Source organism: Bradyrhizobium sp. CCBAU 25360 (assembly GCF_028128695.1).
Lineage (GTDB): Bacteria > Pseudomonadota > Alphaproteobacteria > Rhizobiales > Xanthobacteraceae > Bradyrhizobium > Bradyrhizobium ottawaense.
Window position 1 is genome coordinate 105,104 of record NZ_LBJA01000035.1, and the last position, 26,374, is coordinate 131,477.

Genomic DNA, 26,374 nt, shown 5'->3' on the forward strand with positions numbered 1-26,374 from the left:
CGGAACCTCACCCCGATGCTCGGCTGCATTCGGGGCACCTGTCGCCGAAATCCTCCAGAACCTCACCGACCAGAGCTATGGCTGCGCTGTCGGAAAACCCGGCCGGCGGCTCCCGACGCGCGGTATCCAAAGCTCGCTCGCGGGCATGCGGGTCGCCGACGTCCTGCATCCAACCATGCTCCTCGCACTCCCGGATCGCGCCAGCCTCTCTGAGAACAGACACGGCCCATCCCCTGAGCGACTGGGTCTTCAGGACGTGAATTTTGACGGAAGGCTCAACGACTTTCGCGATCTCGCAGAGATGACGGTGATGGGTGAAGTAGACTACCTGACCTCTGCGGGCCATCGCGGCAAGCAAGCGGAAGGCCTCCTCCGCCCGGAAGTCATCGAATGTCTCCATGATATCGTCCGCAAGAAAGGGGGCTGGCGAGCGGGCTTGTGCGATCTCGTGATAGCCGGCGACACGTAGCGCCAAGTAAAGCTGAAATCGCGTTCCTTTCGACAGCTCGGAAGCGAGTTTCGAGCCGCCGTCGGATCCCTTTGCGATCAGGAGTTCGCTGCCGTTCGAGGGCTGAGTGGCGAGTCCTGAGTAGGCGCCACGGCTGATCAGTGCGAATGCCCCTGATGCCCGTGCCATCATCGAACTTCGATGACGCTCGCGATAGGCCCGCAGGGCCCTCTCGGCGCCGGCCATCCCAAGCTTCAGTTTGAGATACTCGAGCGCCTGCTCTTCGATGGTGAGCAATATCGTGCGTCGCTTGGATTCAAGGACGGCCACCGCCGCATCGCCGCCCACCCCGGCTATGCCGGCTTCTGCCCTGTCGAGTGCAGCGAAGCGATCGCGGGTTCGGCTGTCCTCGTCCTCGAACCGTGCTTTCAGTTCGATCAGTTCACTTTCCAGCGAACCTTGTTGTAGCGCGTCGAGGGCGTCTTCGGCCTGCTCGATCGTTTCGACCTTCATCACCTCGACTATCTCTCGCTGCGTCTGCTCCAGACGCGTTTGGAGGTCCGACCTGCGGTCGAGCGAGCGCAGACAACCTTCGACTTCCGCGAGGGAGCCGACATCGAAGTGCTTCATCATGAGGTCCGTTCGGCTCTGCACCTCCGCGATGTCATTTCCGAGCGAGCGAGCCTTGTCCTGCTCTTTGCCGAGCCGCTGCTCGAGTTCTTGCCGACGCTCCAGCGCCTTCGTTTCGGAGGCGATGGAGTTCACGATTTCTTCGCAGAGTGCCAGTACGTCAAGGCGACCTCGGGCGAGGCCGATCGCTCCAGCGAGCGCTTCCACCTCGGCCTCGAACTGGGTTTGGTCGCGCTGCATCTTCGCGATGCGATCGGCAAGTTCTGCTTTCCTTTCCAGCGCCGATCCCAATACGGCAAGCGCCTCCAAGGTTTCTCGCACGACGGCGGTCGTAGCTGCTCTGCCGCGCTCGCCCAGCCAGCATGCCGCGCAAGCCTCTTGCCATGCTTTGCGCCATGATCGGTCTGCGAGCCTCGCCTCCTCGAGCCGTGTCTCGCGGAAGTTCAGGTCCCGCCTTCGATCCTCGAGGGTCGCTCGTAGGTTCTTGGCGCCTGCTGCGCGATCCAGAGCTGCTTGTCCCGCGGACAGCATCGCCGCCATGTCGTCGCTCCGCGGAACCTCGAGGCCCGACCTGCGGAGCATCTCGGCAAGGCGCTCGCACGAAGAGGCGGCGGCGTCCTGGACCTGCTGCCATTCTCGCTCGGCTGCCGCGAGTTTTCTCTCGGCCCCGATCGCGCGGTCGAGCTTCTGCAGCCAAAGATTCAAACCGCTCAGACCCACAGTATGGTCCAGCCGGTTCCCTACGGCTCGAAGCGACTTCTCGACGTCCATGATCAACGTCGCACGTCTTGCGAGACTTTCTTCCAGGTGCCGCTGGACCTGCTCCCGCCGCGTGCGAACATCGGCACTGTCTAGAAGCGCGCGATTGAGGTCCGCGATTGCGGAGGCATGACGGGATCGCTGTTCCGTGATCAGGTCCAGTTTCCGCATCGCGGTCTCGAACTCGGCGGCCGTCCCTGCGTCGAGTGCCTTCTTGTGCTCGGCCCAGGCGGCTTCGCGGGCGGACCAGGCCTCCGCAGTTTCCTGGTCGCTGACGACGGCAGTGGCGGCGCCAAGCGCTCCAATCTTCGCCTCGAGGCGCTTCGCTTCCGTGTCGATGCGGTCGAACTCTAGTTGCGCGGCGTCGATCTCGCGAGAAAGCTGCGTTTCGGCCGCTGCCCAACGCTGAAGCTGGTCGGGCTCGGGCACCATAACGGCGAACAGATCGTCCCTGCCACCGGTCCAGGGGAGCAATTCGCGCAGCCGATCGGCGAATTCGTCCTCACGCTCGCGGCGCATCCGGTCGGCCTCCCGCAGCCGAGCCGCGTCGTCCGATTGTCGGGCGCTCGCGATGGTCGCGGACAGGACGGCAATCGTCGCCTCGTCAAGACCCGCCCCGTGTTCGCATACTCTCGCCTCGGCCTCCGCAAGCGCACCCTCGGCTTTGGCGAACTCGGCCTCGGCAGATGCAAGAGCCGCCTCGACGCCCGAGCGTCGCTCCATCAGGTCACGGAGAGATCCGGTCACGCCGGTGGAAAGGAGAAGTCGCGCGGGATCCTGCTCGGACGTCCGATCTAGCAGCGTCAAAACATGAGCGATCTTCTGCTCGGCAAGTCCAAGGGCGAGCCGACGATCCGGAAGGTCCTTCGCCGCCGTGACGTACCGTGCCCGCAGGTCCGTCAGCAATTCCATGCGGCTGTTCATGGCGCAAGCCGAGGCGTTCACGACGAGCCCATCGAGCTCACGCTGCAGAGCGACAATGGTCTCGGTCGCTGACCGCATCTGCGCCGCCAAGGCCGTCTCGCGGTTCGTCAACGCCGGAAGATCCCGCCCCCACGACGACGGTGCGACGGGCAACCGTGCGAGCGGAGACAGTTCGGTGCGAAGGGCGCGCAAGCCCCGCAACCGCGGCAAGGCGTTGATGAAGCTCTGCACTTGATCCATCCGTGCCTGCGTGCGGCTACGTTGCGCGATGGCTTCGGCGTAGGACGCGGCCGCGTCGTCGCGCTGGATCACTAGGCGGGCGTACTCGGTAGCGAGGGTATCTATGCGTTCCCGCTCCTCGTTGAGAGCCGCCAAATTCTTCTTGAGCTCGATGAGACCTCCCGATCGCTTCCCTGGACGGAAGAACGCCTCCGTTTCCGCCTGCACGGATCCGAGACGGGCGCTGAGATCGGCCAGACCGGCGGTTGCAGAAAACAGTAGATGACCGAGATCGCCCTTGCTGGCGAGGATGCTTTCCCCACCGGCCTCTAGGGTCTCGTCGTCGAGGCAGAACATGGTGTGGTAGGCGCCGCGATCGAGGCCTCCCAGTTCGCCGGGAAGCAGCGTATCGGGAACCGGATTGTCGGCCTCGTCCAGCAGGCTGTTGTGAGGACGCTTGATGCGGCAGAACCTGCGGATCCCGCCCGAGGTCTCCACTTCGGCTTCGATACGCATTGCTGCGTAGGGGTGAAGGAAGTTGAACCTGCTCTGGGCTGGGATGCCGAAGATCAGATCTGTGCACGCCGACATCGCGGTGGATTTCCCGGCCTCATTCGGCCCATAGACGATGTGCAGGTCGGCGCAACCCGCGACCCGGTCACCGAAGTCGATGAAAGCGTCCGTGAACTTGCCGTACCGACGAAGTCCGAGTTTGCGGATGCGCATCAGCGCGCTCCATCCGAGTCGCCGATCGAAAGGCGCGCCAGGACCTCTTCCGCGCCCTCTACCGCGAGCCGCGCGACAAGATTCTCGAGGGCGGCCTCGTCCGGAGCGATGGCTCGCCGGCACTCAGGCGGCAACTGCGCCAGCAGCTCCTTGACCGTGTCGGTCGCCTCGTTTTGGAAGCCTTCCGATGCGGCGACCTCGTCGTTCATCGTCTTTCGAAGAGCATCTAGCTGGTCGGTACTCGCTGTTGCGCCAGATTGCGTACGCCGGCAGTCGATTTCGAGCTTGTCGATCCATACGTCGCCCAGCGATTTCGCGCGAGTTTCGGCCTCGGTCCGCAGGAGATCGGCGTCCCGTCTCATGTTCCACGCCAACGGCGTCGTTCCGGAAAACGCGAGCCGCACGACGAGATGATCGCTGACGGATCGGGTCGCAGCGTCCTCAAGCGACGTATCGAGCCGCGCGACCAGATCGTGCCAAGTTGCCGTTCCGGAAGCATCAAGTATGACCCACTCGAACTGGGCCAGGCTCACGATCCGCTCCTCGAGCGTAATCGAGCCGTCGTCTAGCACACTCGCCAACGTCACGGACTTGGGTCCGCTCTCGCCGATGTCCCGCCCTTGTGGGATACCGGGCATCACGATGGCGCAGGATCCTTCGATCGTCGATCGCTTGTGTATGTGCCCCAGCGCCCAATAGCGGAAGCCAGATCCAAGGAGGTCGCTGGTGGAGCACGGCGCGTACACGTCGTGAGAGGGTGAGCCGCCAAGACTGGTATGCATCAGTCCGATGTTGGTCGCGTCCTGGACCGGTGGCCGGTACTTGGAGAGGAGACCCTCGGGGGCGTGCGGTTTCGCGAAGCTGAGACCGTGTATTGCAACGAGTCGCTCTCCGCGGTCCCGCTCTATCTCGACCGCTTCGGCGCGTCCGCCGAAAAGATGCACGTTCGGCGGAAAGACGAGCTCCTTCGTGATCCTGGAGAGAGCATCGTGGTTGCCCCGGATGATGAAGACGTCGATACCAGCAGCATCCAATCGGCGAAGTTGCTCGCCAAGAAACCGCGCGGTCTTCATCGACGTCTGATCGCCGTCGTAGAGATCTCCGGCGAGCAGAAGCGCCTGCACCTTTTCTTCGATGCACAGATCGATGATGCGAGTGAAGACCTGCCGGGTGGCGTTACCGATGAACTCGGCCAGCGCGGGATCACGCAGGGCGAGCGAGCGCAAAGGCGAATCGAGATGGATGTCGGCCGCATGGACAAAACGGTAGGCAGTCATCTAACAGCTCGCTTCTTTTCGAATCAGCGGAGTTTACCGCACCTCGGAAGCGGGGGGGTTCAGCGAGAGTGTCGATATCCTCGATATTCGCAGCCGACCAGGAGCTAAAACGGACCTCGACAGCCTTCGATGCCATGGGTGGTCAGCGCGGCCAATCGAAGCTCTACATTTCCTGGCCCACAGCAAGAGCTCTGATCGCGTCCAGCAGCACACGAGTCGCGCGGCAATCATCCTCATTGTACGCGAGGATTCTGTGCTTGAGCTCGGAAGTCCGGTGGGTACACCACCGATCGTACCACTCAATCGAGGCCGCGCCGGATGGGTTCGGGTCGCGCCAGGTGAATCCTAGATATCGGGCCAGCGTCTTGATGGAACGGTCTCTGGTCGGCCATTCAGTGGCCTTCAGGACTACGTCTCCGTACAGATCCGTTGCGCGTGCGGGGCTGAACAATCGATCCACGTCTTCCGACGAGCAGATCTCCGGATATTTCCGCTGAAGATTCCGGTAAGCGGTGCGTTCGTACTTCGAATAGTAATAGACTGTAGCTGCGTCTCGCTGCGCGAAATAATCGAGAGCCGCCGCAAAGGCATCGCGCTCCGCCAAGGACGACGTGTCCTCCGCAAAGAACGAGACGTAGCGCTCGGTAGTGCTGTCTCCATTCCGTCTTTCGACGACGCCGTGGAGGTAGCACACATTCCGCAGCGGATCGACCTCGACATCAAAGAACAGCTCCAACGCGGCGGCATCGAGCCTTATGGGGGTCTTAAGATAGGGCTTCGGCTCACGCTTCTTGAGCAGCGCGGCCCGAGCTTGCAACGCGCGGAAGCGCTCGGCCCCGATGCCTCGGAAAACCGACTTCTTGCCTCTGGTGAAGCAGTCGGGATCGATGGCCGCGAAGGCTGCTATGGATGGGATACGCTCGTGCATAGCGTCGCGGTCCGATCGCCGAAGGTCAGCGATCAGCGTCAAATCGTCCGCGTCGGTGAGCTCGTCGAGACAGCACGAATGCCAATGGCAAAGCTTGCACACACCCCCATAGGCAGGCAGCGGGACGGTCCGGCGGGCAAGTATCGAGCGGGCCGCGGCGAGCGTTTTCAAGTAGTCGCCCCAAAGATCTCTGCCCGCCGCATGGCTGGTGAAATCGTACTCGACCCGGTCGCCCCGAACGTCCAACACGAAGGCGCGCCGTCCGGCCGACCGACCGAGACGCTCGAGAATGTCGACGTAGCAGGCTAGTTGGACGGCATAGCTGAGCTTCGGCTTGCCGTCTCGACCCTCGCCTCCACCCTCCTTGCCGCGGCCGGATTTGATGTCTCCCGGCACATAACCGCCAGGCTCCTTGCGTAGCAGGTCGGGCATGCCCAGCAGATCTGCCGCGCTTATCCGGCCGCCGTAGATCAGCGGAGCGCCCTGCGCCATGGCCTCCAACGTGAGCCGTTGCCTGTCGATCTCGGCGGTATTCGACAGGTCCACGAACGGATCTCCCGGCGCGGCGACGGTCTCCCTCTCGAACCGCGCGCCGCGTTCCCACAGCAGCCTGACGAAGACGTTCGTCTCGTCTCGCCTCGCGACGTCGCCGAAGGCGTCGAGCGCGACGCGCCGCGGGCATGCGGCGAGATCGTAGAGGATGGACGCTGTTACCTTCATGCTCGCTCCACAGCCGGTACGAGCAGCTTGCCGCAGCGGATCGCCGGGCGGCAACGGATCGGAAGATGGCCCTTACCCGCGTCCGCTTGGAGGACGCTGAAGAGGCCATCGGCATCGCATCGCCGCTTGCCGCGCTCATGATCCCGCCATCTAGGGTTCTGCGCCGCATGTCCTCGGTCCATGCGCGACTTCCGTCGCCGTCCTTCCGCGGGGCGAGCGGCCATCGAGGTCCAGACGAATCCTTGGCGGAAGTCGGCGATTGCCCGTGGAGTGTCCGACCGTTTTGTGGCACTGCTCTTGCGATCACGGTCATCCCCTCATGGACGAAGGACCGGCGGAGCAGGCGAGTGGGTAGATCCGAGTCCTTTGCCAAAGCGGAGAGGCGGACGAAGGCCGCGCTCGGCCGCAAGGTCAAGGATCTGAGACGGTCGCTTACGATGAGCCAGACCGAGTTGGCCGAAGCGGCCGGGGTACGGCGGGCTTTGGTGAGCGACATCGAGAGAAGCGTGGCCAACCCGACCTTGGAATCCCTCTCCCGGATCGCGAAGGCGCTCGGCGTCGAACCCGCCGACCTGCTCGGCACCGACTCTTAAGCCCCCTATCGAAAGATATCGCCCGCACCGACCCGGCCAACTTCCGATCCGTCAGGATACATTGCGCTGGCCACAGCTTCGGCGCATTTTTTTTGTACGCTAAATAGGACAAAGAACGAAGCGCGAGCCCAATCGCCCCGACCGCCGAGCGTTCCAAACGCTCACCTTCCTCCGAACACCGTTTCGAAAATTCCTGACGCGACAGCGGCAAACACCGGCTGCATCCACCCTTCGCCGCGACCTCGAGTCGGCGAGGGGCGGCATGCATGCCAGCCCACAAGAGAAAGATCGTTCGGCAACCTCGTCATAAACATGCACATTACGGAGAGCTGAGCATGCGCATCGCTACCTTTCCGAAGGACCGCCATTCGGTGGCGCGACCTTCGTTCTTCACCAGCGCCAAATGCAACGTGGCGATACCGGTGCACGACGCGCTCCATTTGGACGCCCTGATGCAGGCGTCCTTGACGCCTTCCGTCCGGACGATCGACTATAGGACAGGTCCGCAGGTCGAGTGCCCACCGGTTTCGCTCGCTGGCGTGGTGCTGCACATGGACGATGGTCGCTTTCTCTTGCGGATCGGCGACCGGCCGCAGCGCAGCCCCGAGGAGGATGCTTGCCTTGCGCACGTCCTCGGATGCCACGGGCTGGTGATGCTGGAGCGCGGCGCGGCCGACGTGCGCCGCGAACCGCTGTTCTCCAACGCGCGCGCGGTCTGGACCCATGCAGGCCGCCAGGTGACGCTGATGGACAGGTTGAAGATCGGCATGGCGCTGGACGAGCATGGGCCGCAGCGGATCTGCGAATTGGAGCGTCGCGCACGCCCGGGACGCGATCTCCTGGCCACAGTCTGCGCGCTGGCCTGCGAGAACTTGCTGCGGCTGGACATCGAGTCCGCGGCCCTCGGTCCCCGGACGCTGGTGTTCGGCTCGTAGCTGCGCTCCGACAGAGCGCCTGATGACCGATCGGTCGAGTAACCCCCCGTCCGCCCGGCCCCCAGGACGGAGCGGGCGCCCTCCGCATCGGCTTTTTGCAGCGCGGGTCCGCCGGTCTTCCGCGGCGTCCGCGGATGTCGACGGCCCGGTCGGTGCTCCGCTCACTCTTTCCGAACCGCGATCCCGACCCACCGATGCGGGACTTGCCGCAGGCCGCTACCGCCAAGGAGAATACCCATGACCGACACAGAACACGACGACGGTCTCCCACAGTCTGGAGAGCCGTTTGACACCGGCTCGCGGTCGACCCGGCCGGATGCCGCGCGCTGTCTCGCGGACGCGGCCATCGAAGCTGCCCTCACCCCTGCCGTCCGGACGCGGCTGACGGGCGACGAGGCTATCGCCATCGTGGTGCGCGTGCCGGGTGCTTCATGGGTCGCGCCGATCGAAGGCGCGGTCCGGCGCCTGAACGACCGCGCGATTATCGTCGCCCGCGACGGTTCGAACAGGACGGTCCACAAGCCGGACTCGGGTAACAGCGAGGTGGCGCGCCAACTCGCCAAAGGCGCGCTTGTCGTCGGTATTGCGCCGCTGACCTCCATCCTGCCGCGCTCGCTCGCCGCCGCCGCCGATCTGACGGTCGAGATCGGGTCCGACGCGGCAGTCCTGGGCGCGGCGATTGCGCGCTTTACGAAATCCGACGCGCCTTACGGGCCCATCGAAGGCTGGGGTGTGCTCGATTTCGACGATCTGGTTTCAGGCTTTCGCGCGGGCTCCGGCCCAATGCAGATCGCCGAGCGGCTGCGGCGCACGGCGCACCGGCTTGCAGCTCCGCGCGAGGACCGGCTGCCCAACCTCGTCGATGCCGTCGAATACGGAGAGGCTCGTGAATGGGGGCTGGCGCTCGGTCGTCGATTTCGGAAAAACAGCATTATATGGAGCGAGACGGGCGCCGGAACCAACGCGCTGTTCGGAGGCCCGCCCGGACTCGGCAAGACATACTTCGCTCGCATCGTTGCAAACCACCTCGGCCCTGATTTCGGCCTCTATCTCCGGCATTTTAGCAACGTCTGCGGGATATTTGGATTCTGTCATCAAGGGAGTGCGTGAGGTTTTCGCAAAAGCCGAAGCAAGCGCGCCGTGCGCTATCCTGTGGGACGAGCTGGACGCACTGCCTTCAAGAGAAAGCCTCACTAACGACAACTCGAAATCTAATTCGGCCAGCTGGTGGACCCCGGTGATAGCCGAATTCCTTCTGCAGCTGGATTCCGCGACCGTGGGCCGGCGCCGGGCCGTGTTCGTCTGGGCCGCTTCCAACCATCCGCATCGCGTTGACCCCGCGCTGCTGCGTCCGGGCCGGCTCGACCGCGTCATCCATTTCCGGCCGCCCGGCCCGGACGGCATCGTCTCGATCGCACGCCACCATCTCGGGGCCGATTTGCCGGAAGTCGATCTGACGGCGATCGGTCAGCTCGGCGTCGGCCGCTCGCCGGCCGAGATCGCCGCCGCGGTCTCTTCGGCAAGGCGCGCGGCGCGCGGCGCCAACCGTGCGCTCCGGTTAGACGATCTTGTGGAGGCGCTGGCGCCCCGCCCCGACGTCGACGAGGCGACCCTCCGGCGGATCGCGCACCACGAGTCCGGCCACGTCGTCACGGCGCTCGCGCTCGGCGTCGACGAGGTCGTGGCCGTCGACGTCCTCGGCAACGCGGGCGCATTCGGCCGCACCCTCATGCGCCGGCACAAGGGGCTCGAGACCCGTACGACGATCGAGAACCGGACGATCCACCAGCTCGGCGGCCGGGCGGCGGAGGTGGCGATCTACGCGGGGGACTGCGCCGCCAACGCCGGTGGGGATTTGTCAAGCGACCTCGCCGCCGCGACGGCCGCCGTCGCGGCGTTGCGGATCTCGTTGGGCCTGGGCGGGGGCCTCGCTTATCTCGGGGACCCGGATGCGTCAATCGATTTGCTTCGGGCCGACCCGGAGTTGCGCGCGGCCGTCGACGGTGATCTGGCGCGGCTGCACGGGCGCGCCGTTGAGATCGTCTGCCGTCACAGGTCGGCGCTCGAGGCCATCGCGGCCGCCCTGGTTGAGCGGCGGCATCTGACCGGCGACGATGCGCGAGCGATATTCGCGCGTCATCCGCCCGCGCCCGACACGCCCCGCGCGCGCAGGCGTCTGCGATCGGTGCCGCCCGACCGGCGAGACTAAGCGCCCGACTCCGGTGGAGACCCTACGTCCGTTCTCAATCAGATGGAGCGCACATGCCCACGAGCGACTCGAATCCTTCGACCGACTGCCCATCGTCCGCGGTGATCCATCGTCCGTTTGGCGGCGTCCGGGGCTACCGCCGGATCAGCGACCGCGCCACCCGACTCGTTGTGCATGCGTTCCCGATGTCCGATCTCCCGACGGTCGGGGCCGCCGGCCTGCTGAGCACATGCGGCGCATACGTCCTCACCGACGGCGAGACGGCGTACCTCGGCGAGAGCAGGCGTCCCAGCCGCCGCCTTTCTGAACACGCGGCCGACCCCGGAAAGGCATTCGCCCGCGAATGCTTCGTCGTGTGCGGCTGCGACAAGCTCTTGGCGGTCGATCTGCAGTTCCGGTTGACCCGTCTCGCCCTCGAAGCCGGAGTGGTCAAGGTCTGGAAGGGAGCGAATCCGCCCGAGCCCGATGTCACGGACGCGGAAAGGGCCACGCACGACCGCATCGCTGCCGATGCTCTCCGATTGCTGCACGATGTGGGCTGCCGAATCTTCCATCCAACGGGGGAGGCCGAGACGGCGGCGCCAGCCGGTACACCGCCGTCTGCCGAGATCCCGACGGACGAGCCGACCGATCCGGTGGATTGCGAACCGATGACCATCGGGGTCAGCACCGTCCCTTTGGGCAGCCAGGAGTTCGAATTGCGCTACGGGGGTTTGTTCGCCCGCGGCTATTGGGCGGCCGGACGTTTTGTCGTGAGCGCCGGATCGGAGGTCAGGCTGGCGATCAACGACAGCGCTCCCGCGCTGACCCGCAGTCGCCGGGATGAGTTGTTCGCGGCCGGCGTGCTGGCTCCGATCCCCGGCGTGGTCGACCGGCGCAGGCTCACCGTTGCGATTTCGTTTCCGAGCGTCTCGATCGCGGCCAAGGTGCTGGCCGGAGCCCACAGCGCGGGTAGATGGGCGGCTCGCGACCCTGCGCAGGCCGTCTGGCTGGCGTAGGTGCCACTGCGGCGGGGACCGCCTGCAGGAAGAACCGCAGACGAGGACATCGTTTTCAAGGATTCGATCTAACGACCCGATGCGAAGGTTTGCGATTTTCGATACCGGATCCGTCGAGAACCGAGGCATTGAAATCGAAGCCTCGAGGTCGAGCCCTTAGAGACCGGATCCGGTGCGATCCAGGGAGGCATCGAAATGCGGGCAACCGGGTCCGGTGAGGGAGAAGATATCGAATCCTTGACGGCGGCTAGGCCGGCCGGCCCGCCGCCCGACAACGTCCAAGGATTCGACCTCCACCTTCGCGCGCGCCTGCTCGCGGCGTTCGGAACCGCGCACACCATCGGATTCGCTGCTGCGGCTAAGCTGTTGAAATTGGACCAGAAAACATTGCGAAAGCACGTCCGGCAGGGTAGGATCGGTTCCCGGATCGTTGGAACCGGGCGGTGGCGCATCCGTAGGGAGTTCGCACTTTCCGACATCGAGGCGTTCTACGCCCCGATGGTCGAGAGGTCTTTAGATACCCTCGGCGCCCCCGTCCGGTGCGGCCAGAAGAAGCGGCAAGGCCGGATCGGTTTTCTGCTGCGTCATACGGCCCGCAGGGCGTCGGGAAGGAGGAAGAGAGCTTGAAGCGCAAGAAGGTTCCCGGGCTTCGCCGTCGGCCGGGTCAGCGCAATTACAGCGCGGACATCATGGTTGCGGGCATCAGATGCCGCGACAGCCTCGAAACGGACGATTTCGACGAGGCGGTACGCCGGCTGCAGGCGAAGCGCGAAGAGCTTAGAAGGCTCGCGGCCGCGCCGGCGAGGGCCGTCGCCGACATGTCCCTGAACGAGGCCGCTCAGGTCTACTGGGAGGAGGAGGGCGAGGGAAAGAGAGATGCGGACGCTACCGACGGGCTGATCGCTAGGGCCGTCCGGTTGGCCGGACCGAACGTCATGCTTTCCGAGATGGATGCCGCCTTCTACAAGAGCATCCGCCGCCGGCTGCGCGCCGTGCAGCCCAAGCGGGAGAGCGGCAGCGGCAGGCAGCTGAAGAACGGCAGGTACAAGCCGAAGTCCATCAACAAGTATCTGGACATCCTGCTGCGGATCCAGACGAACGGTGAGATCCATCTCCGCACGTCTTTCCCGAACAAGCCCGATCCAGGGCAGATCGGGTTGATGGAGAAGGTGACTCACCGCAAGCGCCGCCTCTCCGCCATGGAGCAGCGCGATCTGATGGCCGCAAGCGAGCAGGATCTGCGTGACATCCTCGAGTTCGACCTCGAGACCGGTTTCCGTGCCGACTGCCTGTGCGGGGCGAGGTGGGACGACGTCGCCGTCTTCGAAAAGACCATCACGCTCGCCGTCAAGGACGAGGGCCTGGACGACTCCCTCCATACGGTCCGCCTGACGCCCAAGGCACTCGAGATCCTCGACCGCCGCAAGCATCTGCATCCCGACCTGATCTTCACCTTCGTGTGCAAGCGCGCGTACTGGAAGGGCACGGTGCGCGTCGCCGCGGGCGAGCGCTACGAGGCGAAATACCCACAGCTCCAGCGCAAGTTCGCGAAGGCACGGAATGATGCCGGAATAGATCAGGACCTCATTCTTCACGACGTCAGGCGGACAGCCGCCCGGCGTGTCTTCGAGGAATCCGGGATCGACGAGGCGCAGCTCTTTCTGGGTCATCGCGACCGGAAAACGACCATGAACTATCTGGGCCTTGAGCAGAAGGACATCGTCCCGGCGCTTCTGCGCGCGAGTGCGCGTGCCGCGCGTGCCCAGCGCGAGCTTGAGGAGGCCCTCGCGGGGAGCAACGTCGTCGCGGTCGATCCCATCCACGCCTCGCTGCTGCGGTTCGAGGCGGAGCGGCGGGCGAGCCGGGCCGCGGCCAACCGCGCCCCATCCGTCAGCGGGGCAGCTTCGGGGTCCAGATGAACCCGCCCGCGGTGCGCCGGATGTTCGAACCGGGGTCGCGCGCAACCTTGTCCATTTTTCGTTCGAGCCAGTCCGGGGCGAAGTCGGCGAGGCGCTCCGCCCCGATCTTCTTCTCGATCGTCTCGAGCGCAAGCGCCCGGCGCGCGCTCCTCACGATCTCCTCCACGTCCGCAAAGACGAGCCGCGCAAGCCGCCTGTGCCTCCCCCACGCCGTGTCGACCGGCTCGTGGGCGCGCTGTCGCGTCCGAAGCCGGGGCGGGCGCTCGCCCAGAAACCAGATCAGCCCGAACGAGCCTTCGACACGTCCCATGCTGGATCCAACCAGGGCCTCGGCGACCCTGCGGGACGGAACCCGGGCCTCCCAGCCGATTTTTGACTTCAGGTGCGCGGCTATCTCGTAGGGCCGGAGGGCGCAATTGCGCTCGCGTAGCAGCAACGCGGTGAGCCTCGCGGCCTTCGGCTCGGCGGCGTGTTGCCAATCCGCCGGGGTCACCAAGGTGATCCGACGCCGCTTCTCCTCCTGCTCTATCCGCTCCAGTTTCTCCGACGCGCGCTCGCGCCGGGCAGGCGTCTGCGGATTCGCCCAGGCCCCCTTCGGCTTCCGTCGTGGCTTGGGCGCGGACGGGCGGAACGCCGCCGGCCGCGCATTCACGGCCTGAGCTTCCTTCCTCGCTTCGCGGCGGGAGGCGTGACCCGTGAGGAAATCCCGGCCGGGCGGCAGGGGGGCGGCCGGCGCGACCGCGAAGGATCTGTCGGGCGCCGGCACGGGCGGCGCAGCGACCGGGGGTGGGCGCCCCTCTGTCATCGCGAACCAGAGGTCGCGCGCCATCCGGTGGACCTCGTCGGGGACGGCCGCAAGGAAGGACTCGCGATCCTTGCGCCAAAGCCGGACCATCCGCCGGGTCGCTGGTTTGTTCAGGAAGGCCTCGACGATCTCCCCGTCGGATACCGCCTCGAGCGAACCGCGTTCGCGCAGCAGGGCGTCGCCGAGCGCTCGCACCGCCTTGACCGTCGGCTTCGGCAGTCCCGACGGCTTGGGTCCGCGCCGACCGCTCGTGTTTCCTCTTCGCCTAGCCTGCTCCGGCATGCCCGCGCGCCCCTGAAATTCCCGCCGAACGTGCACCGGCAAAGGTTGGCGTTCGCTGAACGCGGCGCTTGCCGGGACGGAATTTCCCGTTTTTTTCCCGCAGAGGCCGAGCAAGGGGGCTCGACGCCGATGGCATCGGCGTCGAACGCAACCGGTATTAGAGCGTCGGTCTCCAAAACCGCTTTTGCCCAAAGAGGACAAAAATCGGCTTAATGCCCGCCAAATATGGACTTCCTCGACCTGAACCGTCGATTTCCGTAGCGGAACGAACGGCAAACAAATTCACCGAACGGGAATTAATTTCCCGCACTTTTCCCACACGGTCTAAGGTTGTGTCGGCCGAGCACTCGTTCCTGTGAGAAATCACACGTTCGCTTGCCCTACGGTCCGATCGCTCGCCGCCGTGATCGCGTGCTGCGGCATACCCCGACAGCTTCCAGGCGGCGCCGCGCTCCCGATGAACGTTGAAGGTTCGAGCCGGCCGACCGCCACGTCCGCGAAGTAGTCTGTCTTCGGATCGAAGCCCACGATCACACATCGGCCAAAGAGGTTGTCATAGGCCTACCTCGACCGCCAGTGGTAGTCCCGATCGGGCTTTACCAACAGCAGGTAGTCACCCGTCGGCAGTCCTGATATACCAGTCTTCGGACGGCCAAGCAGGCGCTCTGCCGCCGGCATGCGGGCGGCGATGACCTTCTCCTAGATGAGGCCCAGCTTCCTGCTAGATGAGGCCCAGCTTCGCGTCGATGACGATGGCGCGCCACGTTTGCGGGCGGCGGGGGAAGCACTGGCCGCGGGGGCATCTCGACCGAGGTCCACGAACCATCGTGACGACGTCATCGATGGCGATGCGGACGGACGAGCGGTGGCCCCGCTTGGCCCGACATCCGACGATCACGCCGGGACCGATGAGAGGGGCGCGTTCCGCCGACGGTGAAGGCCTCCCCATACTCCATGGCTGTGATAAGCAGCGAGTCACCCTTCGGCAGCCTAGCCGCCAGCTTCGGCTTCTGCCTGAAGAAGTCGCGCAGCAATCGCACCTCGCGGCTGGTCTCGATTGCGGTGATCGACCGCGCGGCAGGATCGACCGAGATGGCTCTGATGCCTCGCATACTGTCTACTCCTCAATTGGTGGCGACATCCGCGCCGCTCCGGACTGCCCATTGCAGGGTGGGCACTGAAGAGAGGAAAAGGAACGTTCCCTCGTGGACGATGGTCGGAAATGCGGTGAAAACGAAGTGGTGGGAGACAAACTTGCCAAGGATCCCGCAGAGGTTGCTCCATCCTCCTCGATTGATCCAAAATCGGCTTGCGGAATTGCAATCAGAAGTGCCAAGTCCTCGTCGCAGATGTGACGGAGGTACGACCGGCCTGCAGCCAGTCGTGACCAAGGTGCGGACGCATTCGCGAACCTTACCCTCTTTGACTATGCTCGGTTAGCAAAGGTGAGGATCGTCTCGCAGAGTCGGTCGAGAGTGGCCGTATTCGCGCGCAGGTTCTGCAATTCCTTGAGCCTTGCACCGATATGGAGCGTGTTCTTCTTGAGGCCGGAAACATTCCCGTAATTGGCAGACGCGCGCGAGCCAGCAGGTTGCCAGTGCGCTCCAGCATCAACCTCCACACATTTTCCAAGGTCATGCGGCCAGGCGACTAGGCTCTCGGACCAAACTGCATCAGTGGGAAAGGGATCCTGCTGTTGCATGCCAGCCAAATGAAAGAGCGCACTGTTGTCACGCCGATGGCTTGCTTCTATTGATCGCTGCTGATCTGGATTGTTGTGTGTGAGCTTGTCTCCATCACAATCGAAGATCACAAAAGTCGGAATCTGCAGTTGTTGGGCGATGATCAACGGCCGGATAAGTTCGCTCTTGCCATTCACCGCAACGATATGAGCACCTCTTGCGCGGAAGCTTTCCCAACGTTCCGACAGTACCATCCAAGCATTGATATACGCGGCGTCTTCAAGACCCTCGACGAGGATGAGTTTGGGAGTGAAAAACATCTCACTAAGGTGCGGTTGCATGACTTGATGGAGCTTGGCTAACACCCCTTCTTGAGCGGTCGGGCGGTCGCCGGTCACGGCTGCATATCGCTGTCCTAGCCTGTCGACCGAACAGGAATGCACCGTGGCCCGCCCCTCGTTCCGACGTTTGCGAACTAGACGGACTCGCTCGAAGGTCGTGCCGTCCACGAAATAGGGACTATGAGTCGATGCAATGACCTGCGCGCCGTTCCTACTCAGCTCCTGAAGGACTGACGCCAGGTGTCGGGCTTGCGGCGGATGCTGATATAGCTCCGGCTCTTCGACGCCGAGAAGCAGCCGGGGCCCGGCGGCGTCCGCAACAGACAGTCCTTGGAGCAGCGCGATGATGTACGAGCGCTGCATGCCGTGGCCGAATCTCGCAATCGAACCCTCGAACTCTCCGTCGCCTGCCAGCAGCCTGGCCACAGGCTCTTCAATCCGAATGGATGACTTCGGATCTTGATGCCATTGCAGCTTGGCGGTGGCCTCGGGATGCGACCACTCCGCAAGTCGGTTCTGCAAGTCGCGGGAGATGTCGTCGAGTGTTCCCTGCTGCAGAGCCAGCATCTCTCGGTAATTGGCCTCGGCTTGAGCGCGAAGCTCGATCAATCGATCCGAGAAACTGACCTGTGATCGAACCGTGCGGGCGAGCAGTCGTCCGAGGGCGGTATTCTTTGCCTCTGCCTGTTCGCCTGCCGCGTCCTTCACCGCAGGGACGTATACCCACTGGACGAACTCGCGGAGGCGACCCTGGCCATGGGTTGCGCCGTAGAACTGATCCTCGCTCGGGATCGGCTTGCATTGATCGACCCGCTCTGCCTCGTACGCGCGGAGCGCGTCGGCCATATCGCCCTTCGTCTTGGCACTTGCTGGCAGATCGGTGAATTGTTGCCTCAACGCCGCGTAAGCGGCTTTTAACTCGTCTGCTTTGGCCCCATCCCCGTTCCGCTTGAAGTAGGGCGCGAATTCCTCCATCGCCAGGCGGTTGCCGTACTGTTTGACCGTTGCGGCTCCGCTGGCAGGATCATAGTCAGCCCGCGCGGTGACCATCAGCACACCCTGACGGTAGTAATCTGCGAATGCTTCCTGCGCTTCCCGCGAAAGGTCTGCGAACGTGACCGTGATTTCGATTGGCTCGTCGACATTACCGCGGTGGAAGTCTTCCTTGTCGAGGTTGCTCAGGTTGGTTGATGTGTTCTCGATCTCCCGAAAGAAAATGTTCAGTGCGCAAAGGACTGTCGACTTGCCGGCGCCGTTTGCGCCGACCAAGCAAGTGTAACTATCGAACTCGACAGTTTCATCCTGATAAGCGCGCAGATTTTTGATGCGTACCGATTGGATGCGCATGCCGAATCCCCCACCCGATACTGCTGAAAACAACCACAGCGAGCGAGATGAAGCTAGTGACCTTCTGCCACTGATCTGTGCATGATTTGTACGTCAGTTATACCCCCCGGCGGATAACGAAGTTTCAGCTCGAAGTCGCAGAACCATCTGTTGCAGCGGGACTTTTTGGGATGGAGCGGCCAAAGGGGATCGCACCCTCGTATGCAGCTTCGAGAGACCGGCGATCCAACGAGTCAGGCTCGCGGCGAAGCCGATCAGCCTAGAGGGATGGTCGTGGCATCAATGCCGGCATTTCGGCCCCAAGATCCGGCTTTCGCCATCTAGCGAATGGTGGCACTTTGGGCCGAATTCGAACGGCCCGCGGTTCTCCACCGCGGTTCTCCCCCAACGAATCCGGGGGCTCTCGGCGCCCCTTGTTTTACAGGGTTTTTCGAACGTCGCGGTGGGCTGGCGGAGAGGGAGGGATTCGAACCCCCGATAGGCTTGCACCTATGCCGCATTTCGAGTGCGGTGCATTCAACCACTCTGCCACCTCTCCTGAAGGCGCCATGGTAGGAGCAGGGCCCCTGTGGTTGGGGGCGTTAATAGGCGAGGATGGCGGGCCAGACAAGGCGCGCGGGGCGAAAATCAGACCGGTTTTCCGGCCGGACCCCACGATGTCGCGGCGGTGGCGGGGCTGACTTGCGGATTTCGGCGGCACTTTGCGGAAATACGGCCGCCGGTCAGCCGACGCGCCGGCTGAAACCGCGCGCGGGTCCCGAATCACGGGTCTGGTAAAAAACGGGGTGGGACCGCCAGACGCGGTAAACACTGGCGGTCCCGTGCCGCTCATTGAAATACTGGCTGGGAAGGGCGGCTTCGCCGGCCAGGGTGAGGCGACCGTTCGACCCTAGCGTGCGGCCCCGGCGCCGCAACGCAATCCGGTCCTTAACCTAACCAGTCAAGGTTACTCCTTGTCGCTTTTGGCGCTGTCCTTGTTGTTTTCCTTGGCCTTTTTCTTGCCGTTCTCCGTAGTGTCCCGGTCCTTTCCGCTGTCCTTGCGGCGGTTGGTGAAGCGCGCATTGCCAAGGCCCGTGCCGATGGTGAGCACGCCCCAGCGCTCGACGTCCTGCATGAACGGCACCTCGGAGAGGCCCTGAACCACGCCGTCATTGTGCATCAGGATCGCGGTGTCGTGCTCGCCGATCTCGGGGATGCCCTCGATCAGGCTCGCCGGCAGGTTGAACTTGCTGCTCTCCCAATTGCCCGGCAGGTTCTGCGCACCCTTCTCGATCGAGCCGTCGTCCTTGATCACGCCGGGACAGGCGATGCCGATGAAAGGCGCGAGCTTGAAGCCTTCGTTCTCGGCTTCCGTGATCAGCCCCTTCAGCATCTTGGTGAGCCGCTTGACCGCGCCTTCGCGCGTCGGCTCATCGTCGGCGTGACGCCACAGCTCGGATTTCACGACCTTGGCCTTCGACAGGTCTTTTGCCTTTTTCCAAGCGGTTTCGACCAGGCCACAGCGGATATTGGTGCCGCCGATGTCGACGGCCAAAATGCTGTCATGGGCCTCGAAGATCCAGGACGGCGCCAGATGCAGCGCGCCGATCAGGCCGGCTTCATCCGGGTGATGGCGGATCGGCATCATGTCGATCTTGAAGTCCTCGGATTTCAGGATGATCTCGGTGCGCGCGATCGCGAGTTCGCCGAGCCGGGAATCGCGGAAGCCGCCGCCGACCACGATGCGCTCGGTCTTGGCCCAGGCCTTGGTCTTGAGGAAACGCCGGGTGACGTAAGCGAGCTCCTGGGCGAAATCCTCGATCGCGCTGTGCACGACCGCGGAAGCCTCGGTGTCGTCGCCGACCAGGATGGCATCCAGCGTCTTCTTGCTGATCTCCTCCGACGGTTCCTTGCCGAACGGGTCCTCCCCGGTCTTGCGCAGCGGCTTGCGCCAGCGGTCGAGGATGTCGCGGAAGGCGCCCTTGCTGGCGCGATCGCCGAGAAAGCCGTCCTCGTCCTTCATCTCGATGTTGAAGCTGTCGATCTCCACCGACGGCAGCCGCTCCGCGCCGTGATGGGCGATGCCCGTCGCCTTGACCAGTTCGTCCGTTGCCATGGGAGCCCTTGCCCGCTTACCTGTTCCGGCGGACTAACTGCGAGGGAACCGGTTTGTTGCAAAGCCGGTCGAGATTCGGCTGAAGACCGCAAGCCGGGCCAAATCCTTCAAATCCGGGCGCTTTTCGCCCGCTTTTCCTTGACTCTTCTCGGCCGGCGGCTATAAGTCCCACAACCGGCGCGGGGCGTTTCTCGCGCCGCTTGTTTTTGCGCGGGTTTTCAAAGGGATAACTCCCGCCCGCACAAAACTCGCATAAACCCATAGCGACTGACAAAAAGCCGACCCCGACGATATCCGTCGCGAGGCCGGGATTGAACACGGAGAAAAAAACGATGTTCGCAGTCATCAAAACCGGCGGCAAGCAATACCGCGTCGTGCCGGATGATGTTCTCGAAGTAGGCAAGATCGAAGGCGAAGTCGGCTCGATCATTCAGCTGAATGAAGTTCTGGTGGTCGGCGGCGACACGCCGGTGCTGGGTATTCCGACGGTCGCAGGCGCGTCCGTTGCGGTCGAGGTGCTCGACCACAAGCGCGGCCCCAAGGTCATCGCGTTCAAGAAGCGCCGCCGCAAGAATTCGCGCCGCAAGCGCGGCTATCGCGACGAGATCACGGTGCTCCGCATCTCCGAGATCCTGACCGATGGCGCCAAGCCCACCAAGGGCCCGCGTCCGAAGCGGGAGAAGGTGGCGAAGGAGCCGGCAGCGGAAGCCGCCGAGTAACGCGAAATCGATCACGCCAATTCACGAATTGATGCGTGAGAAATTTTGAAATGATTCCGTCAAGGAATTGATCTAGAAATACGCAGGATTTCGGAGACGAGCCATGGCTCACAAAAAAGCAGGCGGTTCATCGCGCAACGGTCGCGATTCCAAGGGTAAGCGCCTCGGCATCAAGGCGTTCGGCGGGGAAGTTGTGATTCCCGGCAACATCATTGCGCGTCAGCGCGGCACCACCTGGCACCCGGGCCTTAATGTCGGCATGGGCACGGACCACACTCTGTTCGCCAAGATCGAGGGTCGCGTCACGTTCCAGGCCAAAGCCAACGGCCGCACCTTCGTATCGGTGCTCCCGCTCGCAGAGGCGGCTGAATAGACGGTGGATCAAATTGGAGTCCGCCGGTCCTACCAAACCGGCGGAGTCCAGAGATCGCAAGAGATCGAAGGCTCCAAGGGGGAGGCGGGAAACCGGCCTCCCCTTTTCTTTTGACTTGCTCACTTTGACTTAGTGACTTTCACGGAGCCGGACATGTTGCAGGATTTCTCGAGCGCGACCTTGGCTGAGGCGAGACCTGGTGTCGTCGCCACCGAACGGCTGACCTTGCGGCGGCCGATCCTCGCCGATGTCAGGACCATCGCCCGGCTCGCCAACGACCGCCGTGTCGCCGAAAACACCCGCCGCCTCCCGCATCCCTATTCGCAGGACGACGCCGTCGCCTTCGTTCGCGCCACCGCCGCGCTCGGCAGCGAGACCGTGTTCCTGATCGAGCACGACACCGGGCCGGTCGGCATGGTCGGCATCGACTGCTCCACGCCCGGCAATGCCGAGCTCGGCTATTGGCTCGGCGTCGAGCACTGGGGCCAGGGCTTTGCCACCGAGGCCGCCCGCGGCGCGATCGACTTCTTCTTCGAGGAGTTCGAGGACGAGCACCTCTATGCCGGCGCGCGCGTCACCAATCCGGCCTCGCGCAACGTGCTGGAGAAGTGTGGCTTCCAGTGGAGCGGCGTGCAGCTGCACCGTTTCCTCGCGCTGGGCTCCTCGACGCCGGTCGACTGCTTCCGCCTCTCGCGCGGCGTGTGGGCGTCGCTGAAGAGCTGGAGCAGTGCAAGACGGGTGAGGTAGGGCGCGGGCGCGTCCTCAATCACCGCTGTCGTCCCCGCGAAGGCGGGGACCCATAACCACAGGGAGGAGTGTGGGGCAACGCTCCCACTCCGAGTCTTCGCAAAACGACTTCCTGTGGGTATGGGTCCCTGATCTACGCGCGCTTGAGGCGCGCTTGTCCGGGACGACAGCGTGGGTGGGGCTACGCCGGCGGATTGATCTCTTCACTTGCGCGCCCCAAATCGCGCTCGCGCAGATAAATATAGAACCCCGCCCCGATGATGATCGCGGCGCCGATGAGCGTGGCCATTGACGGGACGTCGCCGAACACAACGAAGCCGAAGATCACGGCCCAGACGATCATGGAATATTGATAGGGCACCACGACGCTGGCCGGCGCCAGCTTGAGCGAGCGGTTGACGCAGAACAGCGCGGTGACCGAGACGCATCCGGCCAGCGCGAAGATCACGAGGCTGCTCGGCGTCGGCGGCACCCAGTGAAACGCCGACAGCACCGCGCCCAGCGAAAACGTGCCGACGAATTGCGAGGATGCCATCACGATGTCGGGCGTCTTGCGCAGGCTGCGCGTGATCAGCATCAAGGTCGCAAACGACAGGCTGCCGCCGAGCGCGATCAGCGCCGGCAGGCTGACGGTCTGCGCCGACGGCCGCAGCGCGATCAGGACGCCGCAAAAGCCGATCAGGATCGCGGTCCAACGCCGCCAGCCGACCTTCTCTCCTAAGAAGATCGCCGACATCGCGGTGACGAAGATGGGACCGGCGAGATAATAGGTGATGACGTCGGCGAGCGGCAGATAGACGGTGGCGAGGAAGAAGGCGGCGACCTCGAGCGTCGACAGCACGACGCGAAACAGCTGGAGCCACGGCCGCTCGAGGCGGACGAAATCGTGGCGCTGCCGCCAGATCAGCGGTGCGAGCAGCAGCAGCGCCGCGCAGGCGCGCAGGAACAAGAGCTGCCCCACCGAATAAGTCCCGACCAGGAACTTGCCCATGGCGTCGCCGAACGAGAACATGAAGATCGACAGCACCATCAGCCCAATGCCGGCGAGGCGCGCGGAGCGATCGTCATAGGCTGAGAGGTTCTTGAACAGGGGCATCGAGCGCCGTTGTAATGGCATGAGCCACAGGGACAAGCCCGCATCCGGCGAATTGAACGGATTGTCGCACTCTTCGCGTCGCGGTAGCGATACGCGCGTCCCGAATGAGAGAGCATGGCATGACCGACTTCGATCCGACCCAGCATCGCATGATCCCCACGCAACGCTGGTTTGAGGATTTCGTCATCGGCGAACGCTTCGTGCTGCCGAGCCGGACCCAGACGCCGGCGATATTCGCCGCGTTCCAGACCGCGAGCGGCGACACCCATCCCGTGCACTATGACGTGGAATATTGCCGCAGCCGCGGCATGCCGCATCTGCTCGCCCACGGTTTCCAGACGCTGATCCACACCGCGCCGGGCGCCGGCCTGTTTCCGTTCATGGTCGAGGACTCCCTGGTCGGCTTCCTCGAGCAATCGAGCCGGTTCCTCAAACCCGTGTTTGCCGATGACACCATCTACCCCGCGCTCGAGGTCACCGAGCTGATGCCGGGCCGCACCACCGGCGCGGTGACGCTTCGCAGCACCGTGTTCAACCAGCGCAAGGAGCTGGTGCTGGAGGGGATGCAGAAATTCCTGATCCGGCGCCGGCCGACTGGTTAAGCAAGGGGCGAAATCGCGAGAAATTCGGCCGATTTGCGGGTCTATCCGGGTTGCCGCGGGAGACCTGCTGGCCTACCTATGGCCCATGAAATTCCTCGACGAAGCAAAGGTCTATATCCGCTCCGGTGACGGCGGGAACGGCTGCGTGGCGTTCCGCCGCGAGAAGTTCATCGAATTCGGCGGTCCCTCCGGTGGCAATGGCGGCCGTGGCGGCAACGTCATCATCGAGGTCGCCGATGGCCTCAACACGCTGATCGACTACCGCTACCAGCAGCACTTCAAGGCGCAGAAGGGCGAGAACGGCTCAGGGTCGGACCGCCACGGCGCCAACGGCAAGAATATCGTGCTGAAGGTGCCGATGGGCACGCAGATCTTCGACGAGGACCGAGAGACGCTGATCCACGACTTCACCAAGGTCGGCGAAAAGTTCGTGCTGGCCGAGGGCGGCAATGGCGGCTTCGGCAACGCGCATTTCAAGACCTCGACCAACCGCGCGCCGCGCAACGCCAATCCCGGCCAGGTGGGCGAAGAGCGCTGGATCTGGCTGCGGCTGAAGCTGATCGCGGATGCCGGTCTCGTCGGCATGCCCAATGCCGGCAAGTCGACCTTCCTGTCCAAGGTCAGCGCGGCGCGGCCGAAGATCGCCGACTATCCCTTCACCACGCTGCATCCGCAGCTCGGCGTCGTGAATGCCGACGGCCGCGAATTCGTGCTCGCGGACATTCCCGGCCTGATCGAAGGCGCGCATGAAGGCACCGGCCTCGGCGACCGCTTCCTCGGCCATGTCGAGCGCTGCCGCGTGCTGCTGCATCTGATCGATGCGACCTGCGAGCACGCCGGCAAGGCCTACAAGACGGTGCGCAAGGAGCTCGACGCCTATGGCGGGCTCTTGACCGACAAGATCGAGATCGTCGCGCTGAACAAGATCGACGCGGTTGAGCCGGACGAATTGAAGAAGCAGAAGGACCGGCTGAAGCGGGCTGCGAAAAAGACGCCGCTGCTGCTCTCCGGCGTCACCGGCGATGGCGTGAAGGAAGCCCTGCGCGCGCTGGTCGAAGTGATCGGCGAGGCCCCGGTGTCGGCCAAGGCCAAGAGCGCGGCCGAAGCGGAGCCGTGGTCGGCGTGATTGTCGTCCCTGCGCACGCAGGGACCCACACCGCGTGATCTCTCGACTGCGGATGGTTGCAGTACCGAACATCGAGTCTTCGCCAAACCACGCCCTGTGGTTATGGGTCCCCTGCTTTCGCAGGGACGACGGCGGAGATTGCGGCTGCGGTCACGGCGCATCTCTGGCTTGTCTTCCCTGGCCCAATAGCGCAGCATCGAACAATCAAGAAAATGCAGGGATGACGCATGGCGCGCGCGAAGAATGTTCTCTGGATCATGTGCGACCAGCTTCGCTATGATTATCTCGGCTGCACCGGCCATCCCACGCTGAAGACGCCGAACATCGACGCGATGGCCAAGCGCGGCGTGCTGTTCAGCAAGGCCTATGTGCAATCGCCGATCTGCGGCCCGTCGCGGATGTCGTTCTACACTGGCCGCTACATGCGCTCGCACGGCTCGCACTGGAACGGCTGGCCGCTGCGCGTCGGCGAGCCCACGCTCGGCGATCACCTCAAGAAGATCGGCGTGCGCAACGTGCTGGTCGGCAAGACCCACATGGCGCCCGATCTCGAAGGCATGAAGGCGCTCGGCATTCCCCCGGAATCGATGATCGGCGTGCACGTCGCCGAATGCGGCTTTGAACCGTATGAGCGCGACGACGGTCTGCATCCGACCGGCCGCCCGCGCCCGAAGTACGACGAATATCTGCGCCAACAGGGTTTTGAAGCCAGCAATCCCTGGGAGCATTGGGCGAACTCAGGCGCGGCAGAGGACGGTAGCTTGCAGAACGGCTGGCTGCTGGTGCATGCCGACAAGGCGGCGCGCGTGCCGGATGAGCATTCCGAAACGCCCTACATGACGCGGCGCGCGATGGATTTCATCGGCGAGGCCGAGACCGACGGCCGGCCGTGGTGCCTGCATCTGTCCTACATCAAGCCGCACTGGCCCTATATCGCGCCGGAGCCCTACGCCAGCATGTATTCGACCGACGACATGATCCCGGTGATCCGCTCCGAGCGCGAGCGGCAGAATCCGCATCCGGTGTTCGGCGCCTATATGGACATGCGCTACTCCCGCAACATGGCGCGCGACGATGCCCGCGAGAAGGTGATCCCGACCTATATGGGCCTGATCACCCAGATCGACGACCAGATGGGCGTGCTGATGAAGTTTCTGGAAGAACGCGATCTGCTGGACACCACCATGATCGTGTTCACCAGTGATCACGGCGATTATCTCGGCGATCACTGGATGGGCGAGAAGGATTTGTTCCACGAGCAGTCGGCGAAGATTCCGTTGATCATCATCGACCCGTCGAAAGAGGCCGACGCCACACGCGGCACGCGCAGCGACGCGCTGGTGGAAGGCATCGACCTCGCGCCGACCTTCGTCGACTATTTCGGCGGCAAGGTGCCGGGTCACATCCTCGAAGGGCGCTCGCTGCTTCCGCTGCTGCGCGGATCGACGCCGCCTGATTGGCGCAAGGTCGCCTTCTCCGAATACGACTATGCCATGCAGGATGTGCGGCTGAAGCTGAACCAGCCGATCGAGCGCTGCCGCCTGTTCATGGTGTTCGACGGCCGCTGGAAATACATTCACGCCTCCGGCTTCCGCCCGATGCTGTATGACCTCGAAACCGATCCGCAAGAATATGTCGATCGCGGCGACGACCCCGAATGCGGCGGCATCATCGCGCGGTTGCGAGCCGAGCTGTTCGACTGGGCGCTGCATCCGAACGACCACATCACCACGCCGCGCGAGAAGATCGCAGCCTATGCCGAGAACCAGCTCCAAGTGAAAGGCGGCTTCCTGATCGGCATCTGGGATGAGAAAGAGCTCGACGCGATCAAGGACGGCATCGCGCAACGCGCGAAGATGTAAGCCAAATCATCG

Annotated in this window: 20 protein-coding genes, 1 tRNA gene and 1 pseudogene; 13 read left to right on the forward strand and 9 right to left on the reverse strand. The window is 63.9% G+C overall.

From position 1 onward, the window contains the following. Nucleotides 1-7: 7 nt before the first annotated feature. The 4 genes and pseudogenes from XH81_RS12330 to XH81_RS12345 all read right to left on the reverse strand — a co-directional run bounded on the left by XH81_RS12330 (nt 8) and on the right by XH81_RS12345 (nt 6,631). On the reverse strand, nt 8-262 hold the full coding sequence (locus XH81_RS12330) for a hypothetical protein (protein WP_244429153.1): 255 nt from the start codon (nt 260-262) through the stop codon (nt 8-10). 2,853 nt (nt 263-3,115) lie between these two features. Continuing rightward, nucleotides 3,116-3,706 (reverse strand): annotated as a pseudogene (locus tag XH81_RS12335) (ATP-binding protein); the annotation flags it as partial. Next, the gene (locus XH81_RS12340; RefSeq protein ID WP_038949268.1) at nt 3,706-4,983 is read right to left on the reverse strand and encodes a metallophosphoesterase family protein; all 1,278 of its coding nucleotides are present in this window, start codon (nt 4,981-4,983) and stop codon (nt 3,706-3,708) included. The pseudogene XH81_RS12335 and the gene XH81_RS12340, both read right to left, overlap by 1 nt. Nucleotides 4,984-5,146: 163 nt before the next feature. Then, on the reverse strand, nt 5,147-6,631 hold the full coding sequence (locus XH81_RS12345; protein WP_038949267.1) for a TM0106 family RecB-like putative nuclease: 1,485 nt from the start codon (nt 6,629-6,631) through the stop codon (nt 5,147-5,149). A gap of 347 nt (nt 6,632-6,978) precedes the next feature. On the opposite strand from XH81_RS12345, the gene XH81_RS12350 reads away from it, so the two are divergent. The 7 genes from XH81_RS12350 (at nt 6,979) to XH81_RS12375 (ending at nt 13,285) form a co-directional block, all read left to right on the forward strand. After that, nucleotides 6,979-7,224 carry a helix-turn-helix domain-containing protein gene (locus XH81_RS12350; protein WP_049806615.1) on the forward strand — a complete coding sequence of 82 codons (246 nt, stop codon included), beginning with the start codon at nt 6,979-6,981 and terminating at the stop codon, nt 7,222-7,224. 335 nt (nt 7,225-7,559) lie between these two features. Beyond that, nucleotides 7,560-8,159 (forward strand): hypothetical protein, encoded by a 600-nt coding sequence (locus tag XH81_RS12355; protein ID WP_038949266.1) that lies wholly within the window; start codon nt 7,560-7,562, stop codon nt 8,157-8,159. 237 nt (nt 8,160-8,396) lie between these two features. Next, the gene (locus XH81_RS12360) at nt 8,397-9,269 is read left to right on the forward strand and encodes an AAA family ATPase (RefSeq protein WP_271596213.1); all 873 of its coding nucleotides are present in this window, start codon (nt 8,397-8,399) and stop codon (nt 9,267-9,269) included. After that, nucleotides 9,241-10,368 carry an AAA family ATPase gene (locus tag XH81_RS12365; protein WP_271596214.1) on the forward strand — a complete coding sequence of 376 codons (1,128 nt, stop codon included), beginning with the start codon at nt 9,241-9,243 and terminating at the stop codon, nt 10,366-10,368. The genes XH81_RS12360 and XH81_RS12365 overlap by 29 nt, the downstream gene beginning before the upstream one ends. A 53-nt stretch (nt 10,369-10,421) precedes the next feature. Further along, nucleotides 10,422-11,366, forward strand: a complete 945-nt coding sequence (locus XH81_RS12370; RefSeq protein ID WP_038949264.1) for a hypothetical protein — start codon at nt 10,422-10,424, stop codon at nt 11,364-11,366. A 195-nt stretch (nt 11,367-11,561) separates the two neighbouring features. Beyond that, nucleotides 11,562-11,993 carry a helix-turn-helix domain-containing protein gene (locus tag XH81_RS38745; RefSeq protein WP_038949263.1) on the forward strand — a complete coding sequence of 144 codons (432 nt, stop codon included), beginning with the start codon at nt 11,562-11,564 and terminating at the stop codon, nt 11,991-11,993. Beyond that, the gene (locus XH81_RS12375; RefSeq protein WP_038949262.1) at nt 11,990-13,285 is read left to right on the forward strand and encodes a tyrosine-type recombinase/integrase; all 1,296 of its coding nucleotides are present in this window, start codon (nt 11,990-11,992) and stop codon (nt 13,283-13,285) included. Before XH81_RS38745 ends, XH81_RS12375 begins: the two co-directional genes overlap by 4 nt. On the opposite strand, the gene XH81_RS12380 is transcribed toward XH81_RS12375, so the two are convergent. From XH81_RS12380 to XH81_RS12395, 4 genes are all read right to left on the reverse strand, one after another. After that, nucleotides 13,257-14,486: a hypothetical protein gene (locus XH81_RS12380; protein ID WP_157158079.1), complete on the reverse strand. Its 1,230-nt coding sequence runs from the start codon at nt 14,484-14,486 to the stop codon at nt 13,257-13,259. The two genes, XH81_RS12375 and XH81_RS12380, sit on opposite strands and share 29 nt — an antisense overlap. Nucleotides 14,487-15,798: 1,312 nt before the next feature. Further along, the gene (locus XH81_RS12385; protein WP_271596215.1) at nt 15,799-17,742 is read right to left on the reverse strand and encodes an ATP-dependent nuclease; all 1,944 of its coding nucleotides are present in this window, start codon (nt 17,740-17,742) and stop codon (nt 15,799-15,801) included. 448 nt (nt 17,743-18,190) lie between these two features. Continuing rightward, a tRNA-Ser gene (locus tag XH81_RS12390) sits at nt 18,191-18,280 on the reverse strand. A gap of 408 nt (nt 18,281-18,688) precedes the next feature. Beyond that, complete coding sequence (locus tag XH81_RS12395) at nt 18,689-19,837, reverse strand: ROK family protein (protein WP_028139186.1); 1,149 nt, start codon at nt 19,835-19,837, stop codon at nt 18,689-18,691. A gap of 332 nt (nt 19,838-20,169) precedes the next feature. On the opposite strand from XH81_RS12395, the gene rplU reads away from it, so the two are divergent. The 3 genes from rplU (at nt 20,170) to XH81_RS12410 (ending at nt 21,676) form a co-directional block, all read left to right on the forward strand. Then, nucleotides 20,170-20,556, forward strand: coding sequence for a 50S ribosomal protein L21 (rplU, locus tag XH81_RS12400; protein ID WP_028139187.1), 387 nt, complete (start codon nt 20,170-20,172; stop codon nt 20,554-20,556). 103 nt (nt 20,557-20,659) lie between these two features. Continuing rightward, complete coding sequence (rpmA, locus tag XH81_RS12405; RefSeq protein ID WP_008137923.1) at nt 20,660-20,929, forward strand: 50S ribosomal protein L27; 270 nt, start codon at nt 20,660-20,662, stop codon at nt 20,927-20,929. A gap of 153 nt (nt 20,930-21,082) precedes the next feature. Beyond that, complete coding sequence (locus XH81_RS12410) at nt 21,083-21,676, forward strand: GNAT family N-acetyltransferase (protein ID WP_028139188.1); 594 nt, start codon at nt 21,083-21,085, stop codon at nt 21,674-21,676. Between the two features lie 181 nt (nt 21,677-21,857). Here the strand turns inward: XH81_RS12410 and XH81_RS12415 are convergent, their stop codons facing one another. After that, entirely contained in the window at nt 21,858-22,772 is a 915-nt protein-coding gene (locus XH81_RS12415) for a DMT family transporter (RefSeq protein ID WP_028139189.1), read from the reverse strand. A 119-nt stretch (nt 22,773-22,891) separates the two neighbouring features. Here XH81_RS12415 and XH81_RS12420 point away from each other — a divergent pair, with 119 nt between their 5' ends. From XH81_RS12420 to XH81_RS12430, 3 genes are all read left to right on the forward strand, one after another. Beyond that, nucleotides 22,892-23,374, forward strand: a complete 483-nt coding sequence (locus tag XH81_RS12420; protein WP_028139190.1) for a MaoC family dehydratase — start codon at nt 22,892-22,894, stop codon at nt 23,372-23,374. Nucleotides 23,375-23,459: 85 nt separating this feature from the next. Next, nucleotides 23,460-24,500 carry a GTPase ObgE gene (gene obgE, locus XH81_RS12425; RefSeq protein WP_028139191.1) on the forward strand — a complete coding sequence of 347 codons (1,041 nt, stop codon included), beginning with the start codon at nt 23,460-23,462 and terminating at the stop codon, nt 24,498-24,500. A 227-nt stretch (nt 24,501-24,727) separates the two neighbouring features. Beyond that, nucleotides 24,728-26,362: an alkaline phosphatase family protein gene (locus XH81_RS12430; protein ID WP_028139192.1), complete on the forward strand. Its 1,635-nt coding sequence runs from the start codon at nt 24,728-24,730 to the stop codon at nt 26,360-26,362. Nucleotides 26,363-26,374 lie beyond the last annotated feature (12 nt).